Source organism: Staphylococcus sp. EG-SA-10 (assembly GCF_017151945.1).
Classification (GTDB): domain Bacteria; phylum Bacillota; class Bacilli; order Staphylococcales; family Staphylococcaceae; genus Staphylococcus; species Staphylococcus aureus.
On the sequence record NZ_JACVZJ010000039.1, the window covers coordinates 1847 to 4968 of the forward strand.

Sequence of the window (3122 nt, forward strand, 5' to 3'; positions counted from 1 at the left end):
ATGGAAACATAGATTAAGTTATTAAGGGCGCACGGTGGATGCCTTGGCACTAGAAGCCGATGAAGGACGTTACTAACGACGATATGCTTTGGGGAGCTGTAAGTAAGCTTTGATCCAGAGATTTCCGAATGGGGAAACCCAGCATGAGTTATGTCATGTTATCGATATGTGAATACATAGCATATCAGAAGGCACACCCGGAGAACTGAAACATCTTAGTACCCGGAGGAAGAGAAAGAAAATTCGATTCCCTTAGTAGCGGCGAGCGAAACGGGAAGAGCCCAAACCAACAAGCTTGCTTGTTGGGGTTGTAGGACACTCTATACGGAGTTACAAAGGACGACATTAGACGAATCATCTGGAAAGATGAATCAAAGAAGGTAATAATCCTGTAGTCGAAAATGTTGTCTCTCTTGAGTGGATCCTGAGTACGACGGAGCACGTGAAATTCCGTCGGAATCTGGGAGGACCATCTCCTAAGGCTAAATACTCTCTAGTGACCGATAGTGAACCAGTACCGTGAGGGAAAGGTGAAAAGCACCCCGGAAGGGGAGTGAAATAGAACCTGAAACCGTGTGCTTACAAGTAGTCAGAGCCCGTTAATGGGTGATGGCGTGCCTTTTGTAGAATGAACCGGCGAGTTACGATTTGATGCAAGGTTAAGCAGTAAATGTGGAGCCGTAGCGAAAGCGAGTCTGAATAGGGCGTTTAGTATTTGGTCGTAGACCCGAAACCAGGTGATCTACCCTTGGTCAGGTTGAAGTTCAGGTAACACTGAATGGAGGACCGAACCGACTTACGTTGAAAAGTGAGCGGATGAACTGAGGGTAGCGGAGAAATTCCAATCGAACCTGGAGATAGCTGGTTCTCTCCGAAATAGCTTTAGGGCTAGCCTCAAGTGATGATTATTGGAGGTAGAGCACTGTTTGGACGAGGGGCCCCTCTCGGGTTACCGAATTCAGACAAACTCCGAATGCCAATTAATTTAACTTGGGAGTCAGAACATGGGTGATAAGGTCCGTGTTCGAAAGGGAAACAGCCCAGACCACCAGCTAAGGTCCCAAAATATATGTTAAGTGGAAAAGGATGTGGCGTTGCCCAGACAACTAGGATGTTGGCTTAGAAGCAGCCATCATTTAAAGAGTGCGTAATAGCTCACTAGTCGAGTGACACTGCGCCGAAAATGTACCGGGGCTAAACATATTACCGAAGCTGTGGATTGTCCTTTGGACAATGGTAGGAGAGCGTTCTAAGGGCGTTGAAGCATGATCGTAAGGACATGTGGAGCGCTTAGAAGTGAGAATGCCGGTGTGAGTAGCGAAAGACGGGTGAGAATCCCGTCCACCGATTGACTAAGGTTTCCAGAGGAAGGCTCGTCCGCTCTGGGTTAGTCGGGTCCTAAGCTGAGGCCGACAGGCGTAGGCGATGGATAACAGGTTGATATTCCTGTACCACCTATAATCGTTTTAATCGATGGGGGGACGCAGTAGGATAGGCGAAGCGTGCGATTGGATTGCACGTCTAAGCAGTAAGGCTGAGTATTAGGCAAATCCGGTACTCGTTAAGGCTGAGCTGTGATGGGGAGAAGACATTGTGTCTTCGAGTCGTTGATTTCACACTGCCGAGAAAAGCCTCTAGATAGAAAATAGGTGCCCGTACCGCAAACCGACACAGGTAGTCAAGATGAGAATTCTAAGGTGAGCGAGCGAACTCTCGTTAAGGAACTCGGCAAAATGACCCCGTAACTTCGGGAGAAGGGGTGCTCTTTAGGGTTAACGCCCAGAAGAGCCGCAGTGAATAGGCCCAAGCGACTGTTTATCAAAAACACAGGTCTCTGCTAAACCGTAAGGTGATGTATAGGGGCTGACGCCTGCCCGGTGCTGGAAGGTTAAGAGGAGTGGTTAGCTTCTGCGAAGCTACGAATCGAAGCCCCAGTAAACGGCGGCCGTAACTATAACGGTCCTAAGGTAGCGAAATTCCTTGTCGGGTAAGTTCCGACCCGCACGAAAGGCGTAACGATTTGGGCACTGTCTCAACGAGAGACTCGGTGAAATCATAGTACCTGTGAAGATGCAGGTTACCCGCGACAGGACGGAAAGACCCCGTGGAGCTTTACTGTAGCCTGATATTGAAATTCGGCACAGCTTGTACAGGATAGGTAGGAGCCTTTGAAACGTGAGCGCTAGCTTACGTGGAGGCGCTGGTGGGATACTACCCTAGCTGTGTTGGCTTTCTAACCCGCACCACTTATCGTGGTGGGAGACAGTGTCAGGCGGGCAGTTTGACTGGGGCGGTCGCCTCCTAAAAGGTAACGGAGGCGCTCAAAGGTTCCCTCAGAATGGTTGGAAATCATTCATAGAGTGTAAAGGCATAAGGGAGCTTGACTGCGAGACCTACAAGTCGAGCAGGGTCGAAAGACGGACTTAGTGATCCGGTGGTTCCGCATGGAAGGGCCATCGCTCAACGGATAAAAGCTACCCCGGGGATAACAGGCTTATCTCCCCCAAGAGTTCACATCGACGGGGAGGTTTGGCACCTCGATGTCGGCTCATCGCATCCTGGGGCTGTAGTCGGTCCCAAGGGTTGGGCTGTTCGCCCATTAAAGCGGTACGCGAGCTGGGTTCAGAACGTCGTGAGACAGTTCGGTCCCTATCCGTCGTGGGCGTAGGAAATTTGAGAGGAGCTGTCCTTAGTACGAGAGGACCGGGATGGACATACCTCTGGTGTACCAGTTGTCGTGCCAACGGCATAGCTGGGTAGCTATGTGTGGACGGGATAAGTGCTGAAAGCATCTAAGCATGAAGCCCCCCTCAAGATGAGATTTCCCAACTTCGGTTATAAGATCCCTCAAAGATGATGAGGTTAATAGGTTCGAGGTGGAAGCATGGTGACATGTGGAGCTGACGAATACTAATCGATCGAAGACTTAATCAAAATAAATGTTTTGCGAAGCAAAATCACTTTTACTTACTATCTAGTTTTGAATGTATAAATTACATTCATATGTCTGGTGACTATAGCAAGGAGGTCACACCTGTTCCCATGCCGAACACAGAAGTTAAGCTCCTTAGCGTCGATGGTAGTCGAACTTACGTTCCGCTAGAGTAGAACGTTGCCAGGCA

Annotated in this window: 2 rRNA genes; both read left to right on the forward strand. The window is 49.4% G+C overall.

What is annotated here, in order from left to right:
* Window positions 1-11 precede the first annotated feature (11 nt).
* Window positions 12-2934: ribosomal RNA gene (locus IDG45_RS13460) — 23S ribosomal RNA — on the forward strand.
* Window positions 2935-3006: 72 nt separating this feature from the next.
* Window positions 3007-3121, forward strand: a 5S ribosomal RNA gene (gene rrf / locus IDG45_RS13465).
* Window position 3122: the final 1 nt, after the last annotated feature.